The sequence below is a fragment of the Enterovibrio nigricans DSM 22720 genome, assembly GCF_900167155.1.
GTDB classification, from domain to species: domain Bacteria; phylum Pseudomonadota; class Gammaproteobacteria; order Enterobacterales; family Vibrionaceae; genus Enterovibrio; species Enterovibrio nigricans.
Genome location: NZ_FUXU01000145.1, coordinates 1 through 5,083 on the forward strand (window position 1 = coordinate 1; position 5,083 = coordinate 5,083).

The window sequence follows — 5,083 nt, forward strand, 5'->3', positions numbered from 1 at the left end:
CGCTCTCAATGGCATAGAGAAAATGCGTTTCACCATCAGTGCGGTAGTAATGGCTAAGTCGCTGAATCGGCGAGGTCTACCACGCTTGCCTTGTTTGTTTTGTTTCCACTCAGCTATCGTTTCCTCATCAATCCAAAAGGTCAGAGAACCACGGTTGATTAAGGCTTTGTTGTACTGCTTCCAGTTAGTTGTTTTGTAACGAGGTTTAGACATGAGACTACGACGATTGATGGGTGTAGCCGATCAGATCGTAGCTTCTAGATTTAGTTCCATCGATTTAAGCAACAAAGCCCAGTAACGGTTGCAGTTGCTTGTACAATTCCGGTGAACATGGGATTCCCTATTGTTCCTATCTTTTATGTCACCAGTTTAATGACTCACAAAAACACGTACAATATTTCATTCACCTATAAGGCAATTTCTCTAGGTCGAGCTTCTGATTCAGACTCTCGTTTTAGTATTTGCTATTTTCTCATACACACAGATTGTTCAGATGGCCATTGAGCGTATAATGCGCTGTCCTTTTTCTTGCCTCTTTTGTTGTTGGAGTCACTTAGGTGCAAAATTATCGCCTAGAAGCCAAAGCCATTATTAAACTGGGTATTCCCGTTTTCATTGCACAACTTGCCCAGACATCCATGGGTTTCGTCGATACTGTTATGGCCGGTGGAGTTAGCGCCACTGATATGGCCGCTGTAGCCGTTGCTTCAAGCATTTGGCTGCCGTCTATCTTGTTCGGTATCGGTATTCTGATTGCGATGGTTCCAATCATCGCGCAGCTTAATGGTTCTGGTCGTCAGCAAAAAATTCCATTCCAATTTCAGCAAGGTGCTTATATGGCCCTTCTGTTATCGATTCCTATTTGCCTTGTGTTGTTTAATGCAGGATATATCGTCTATTACATGGACGTAGAACCTGCGCTTGCAGAAAAAACCGTTGGTTATTTACACGCGGTACTTTGGGCTGTACCTGCCTATCTTCTTTTCCAAGTTCTTCGAAACCTTTCTGAAGGGATGTCTCTAACAACACCTGCCATGATCATCGGATTCCTCGGCTTGGCTGCGAATATTCCACTTAACTGGATTTTTGTTTACGGTGAATTTGGTGCCCCCGCTCTGGGGGGAGTCGGTTGTGGTGTCGCAACAGCTATTGTGTATTGGCTGATGCTTGTCGCAATGTTCATCTACGTGATGGTTAACAAGCGACTTAGCCGCATTAAGGCGTTCTCTCAGTTCTCTAAACCTGACGTGAAAGCTTTGACCCGTCTGTTCAAAATGGGCTTTCCCGTTGCCGCAGCACTTTTCTTCGAAGTGACATTGTTTGCCGTGATCGCATTGCTTATCGCACCACTTGGCTCCATCGTAGTCGCTGCGCACCAGATCGCGATTAACTTCTCTTCAATGATTTTCATGCTCCCAATGAGCCTGGCAACCGCGGTGAGTATCCGTGTCAGCCATCAACTCGGTGCGAAATCAACAGAAGGTGCCGCTCGTGCCGCGAAATTGGGGATCATCATTGGTTTGATTGCCGCTTTTATCACTGCAACTCTCACCGTCATTTTCCGAGAGCCAATTATTCATCTCTACAACAAGAACCCTGAAGTGGTAGGGATAGCCGCTAACTTGATGCTGCTTGCCGCTGTTTATCAGTGTACGGACTCCATTCAAGTGGTTGCCGCTGGCGCGCTTCGCGGATACAAAGATATGCGCGCAATTTTTGAACGTACTTTCATTGCCTATTGGATTTTGGGCGTGCCAATGGGTTACATCCTAGGCATGACGGATTGGATTGTAGAGCCAATGGGCGCCTACGGATTCTGGGTTGGCATCATCATTGGCCTAACTTCAGCAGCCATTATGCTGGGTATGCGCCTGTATTGGATTCGCAAGCAGCCTGTCGAATTCCAACTTGCAATGGCAGAAAAGTAACACCATCTAAAGTCCCGCTCGCGGGACTTTTTCTTTTCGACTTTCCTTTTCGTATACTTCTTAAAACCCCGGCACATTGGTTTCCGCGAGGGAGATGTATTGCGAATCACGTCACTAGTACTCGTATTTACCTGTGCAGGCATACTCAACGGGTGCTTTGAGAATGACAAGGCGACATCTCTTTTTTCCGACTACGTCCAGCGGTTGGCCAACGTTGTGGACACTGAACCCGTTAATCCCTTCAAATCCAACGCAGTGATACTCCCAAGGAAAAGGGATCTCGTCACCCCAATCAAAGATATTCGGATGGGATTGTTGGATGCCTATGAGTTAAGGCAGTGCGGATTATTCCAACTGATTGCCGAAAGAAACTCGATTTTAGGCAAGGTTCAAGACGCATTTCGACAACTGAACTATGAGATGGCCTTGTTGCGTACCCTCGAACAGTGTCTTGAACTCGTGGACAGCGAAGCCTTGTCCAAAAATTTAAATGAAATCTATAAACAAAAAAGACAACAATTACATAGCGTATACTGGAATACGTTTGCTGGCAGCGAAGCCTGGCGGCGTCAACTTACGCCCCCATCGCTACACATGATTCCTCCTGATACGCCCTTTCCCCATAGCGAGGCTCTGTTGGCGATTGAAAGCTATTCCCTACTGCTGTTACAGACCAAAGATATCGACGTTATTGCCCTTCAGGAGCCTATTGAGAAGCAGCGTTACTTAGGTGCTTTGTTTTACTCTCTGGATGAAAGCACACGCTGGTTAAACGCAGCAACGGAGCAACTCAATCGTGATGATGCCTTAGTCATATGCGGGAAAAATCGAGACACGACACGCCTTACATACCTACATAATGTCTTTAACCGTTTTTTTATTGGTGGTGTTCATCCCTATATTTCTAAACTTAATGGCCTGTACCTTGACGTTCAACCATCACTCACCCGTTTTCACAACCAATTTAAAACGGTTCACACCTTCTCGGATTACAGCAATGCGTATTTTTCAGGCAACCACTACCAAAATTTCCAATCTGCCGTAAATAATCATGTCGCATATTGGCAATCACTGTTTAAGCGATGTGGCGTAAAAATTGGTCAATAAAACAAATCATTGCATTTGAATACCAATAATCCGCCTCACAATTGGCTGAAGTCACGCCAATTTGTGCACCAAAGCATCAAACGAACGCGAAAGCGCAAAAAAGTCCGGTTTTACGCTTGCGTGCCTTCGTCCTTGTCGCTAATATTCACCCCGCTTTCACGGAAAGCCTCGCTGAAATTCAGCAAACGATGCGTCTATAGCTCAGTTGGTTAGAGTACTGCCTAGACGCACCAAGCTTTCCTAGAAACAATGTAATGCGTCCGTAGCTCAGTTGGTTAGAGTACTGCCTTGACATGGCAGGGGTCGGCAGTTCGAGTCTGCCCGGACGCACCATTCTTTCCCTAACCAGGAAGGAATCAGAATTTGGGTCTATTGCTCAGTTGGTTAGAGTACTGCCTTGACATGGCAGGGGTCGGCAGTTCGAGTCTGCCTAGACCCACCAAATTCCAATAATCGCACTCTCTTTTAGAGAATCCCAATCGCGATTATTCGGGCGATTAGCTCAGTTGGGAGAGCACCTCCCTTACAAGGAGGGGGTCACTGGTTCGAGCCCGGTATCGCCCACCACTTTAAAAGCCTGCTTTCGAGCAGGCTTTTTTCATTGTGTCCGCAAAACGCCACAGACTCTCCGTTCTTAGCTCCTACTTGTACGAAATATGCACACCAAAATTATGCGCTAAAACATGTCGTTATACTGCCAAGTTCAATCTTATTTTGCCCCGTCGCTTCTACCCGTATCAACTATCGACCATCCCTAATAAAAAGTAGTTTCAAATTTTTCGGAAAAGCTCTACTATTGCGCCGTATTGGGGAGTAGTCACTACGTCGCGAAGTCGTCATTACGTTGCATTTGCATCCGGCCCGCGAGAACATCATTAGGTGTTTTGACAAGACCAACGCCAGTTATTCGCTTTTACTTGCTTATAGATGTGCGGTTGGTACGGCTTCTTGATCTCGCCTCCCCTCCGCACACGGAGGTATAAATGTTCCTCAGCGAACTCTTTTCAGGCTATGACGGCCTTCTTATCCTCACATTGTGTATGTTAGGTATCGATCTTCTGATTACCCGCGGAAAAATTACTTTTCGCAGCGCGGTACTTTGGAGCATCTTTTGGTTTGCCCTGGCTTTCGCCTTTGCAACCGCGATTTACTTTTTTTGGCCACAAATGGCGCCCGCCAGCCACTATACGAATGGCCAGGCTGCCACCGCCTTTATCACCGGCTACTTGCTTGAAAAATCGTTAAGCGTCGACAACCTGTTTGTCTTTGCTCTGATTTTCAGCCAGTTTAAAGTGCCAGAAAGCCATGTACCTCGTGTACTGATGCTGGGTATCGTCGGAGCCTTGGTACTGCGCGCAATTATGATTGCCGTAGGTGCACCGCTGATCGCTAAGTTCCATATTGTACTTTATGTATTTGGCTTCTTCCTTATTTGGACAGGCTACAAAATGTGGAAACAGCACGGAGAAGAAAATGAATCATTTTCTGACAGCGTCGCGGTAAGGTTGGTTAAACGATTCTTGCGTGTCAGTGATGATTACCACGGAAACAAGCTTATTACCCGAGATGCCATTGGTTTGTTAGCGACACCTATGCTGGTGGTTGTGATGGTTATCGCGATGACTGACATCATGTTCGCGCTTGACTCCATTCCAGCAATTTTTGCAGTCACACAAGAACCGTATCTGGTATTGGCCGCAAACGTGTTTGCCCTGCTAGGCCTGCGTTCTCTGTACTTCGTATTAGGCGGGATGTTGAATAAGTTTGCGTACCTGCATCATACATTGGCATTTATGCTGTGTTTTATCGGTACGAAGATGTTGCTCATCGATACGCCTTTCGCAATCCCTACTCCCGTTTCTCTGGGTGTGATTGTGGTATCGCTTGCGGTCGGTATTCTTGCTTCAATCTGGAAACAGAAACAGTTAGACAAAGCGATTTCGCACTAACACTAAAAAAGCACCGAAAGGTGCTATATCTTTCAAAGTAACACATTGTTTTAAATAATCTTAATCTGTATCCCTTCCATAAATTGACCACGTATCTAT

The 5,083-nt window shown here is 46.0% G+C and carries 4 protein-coding genes and 3 tRNA genes; 6 read left to right on the top strand and 1 reads right to left on the bottom strand.

The window, feature by feature from the left end; genetic code table 11:
• The coding region (locus tag B5D35_RS22625) for a transposase (protein WP_170915151.1) at positions 1 to 213 on the bottom strand (213 nt) is incomplete at its 3' end.
• A 344-nt stretch (positions 214 to 557) separates the two neighbouring features.
• Here B5D35_RS22625 and B5D35_RS22630 point away from each other — a divergent pair.
• From B5D35_RS22630 to B5D35_RS22655, 6 genes are all read left to right on the top strand, one after another.
• Positions 558 to 1,928: an MATE family efflux transporter gene (locus B5D35_RS22630; protein ID WP_078754680.1), complete on the top strand. Its 1,371-nt coding sequence runs from the start codon at positions 558 to 560 to the stop codon at positions 1,926 to 1,928.
• Between the two features lie 99 nt (positions 1,929 to 2,027).
• Positions 2,028 to 3,035 (top strand): DUF3080 domain-containing protein, encoded by a 1,008-nt coding sequence (locus B5D35_RS22635; protein ID WP_244556718.1) that lies wholly within the window; start codon positions 2,028 to 2,030, stop codon positions 3,033 to 3,035.
• 256 nt (positions 3,036 to 3,291) lie between these two features.
• Positions 3,292 to 3,368 (top strand) — tRNA-Val (locus B5D35_RS22640).
• Between the two features lie 32 nt (positions 3,369 to 3,400).
• Positions 3,401 to 3,477, top strand: a tRNA-Val gene (locus B5D35_RS22645).
• Positions 3,478 to 3,526: 49 nt separating this feature from the next.
• Positions 3,527 to 3,602 (top strand) — tRNA-Val (locus B5D35_RS22650).
• A gap of 416 nt (positions 3,603 to 4,018) precedes the next feature.
• Entirely contained in the window at positions 4,019 to 4,984 is a 966-nt protein-coding gene (locus B5D35_RS22655; RefSeq protein WP_078754681.1) for a TerC/Alx family metal homeostasis membrane protein, read from the top strand.
• Positions 4,985 to 5,083: the final 99 nt, after the last annotated feature.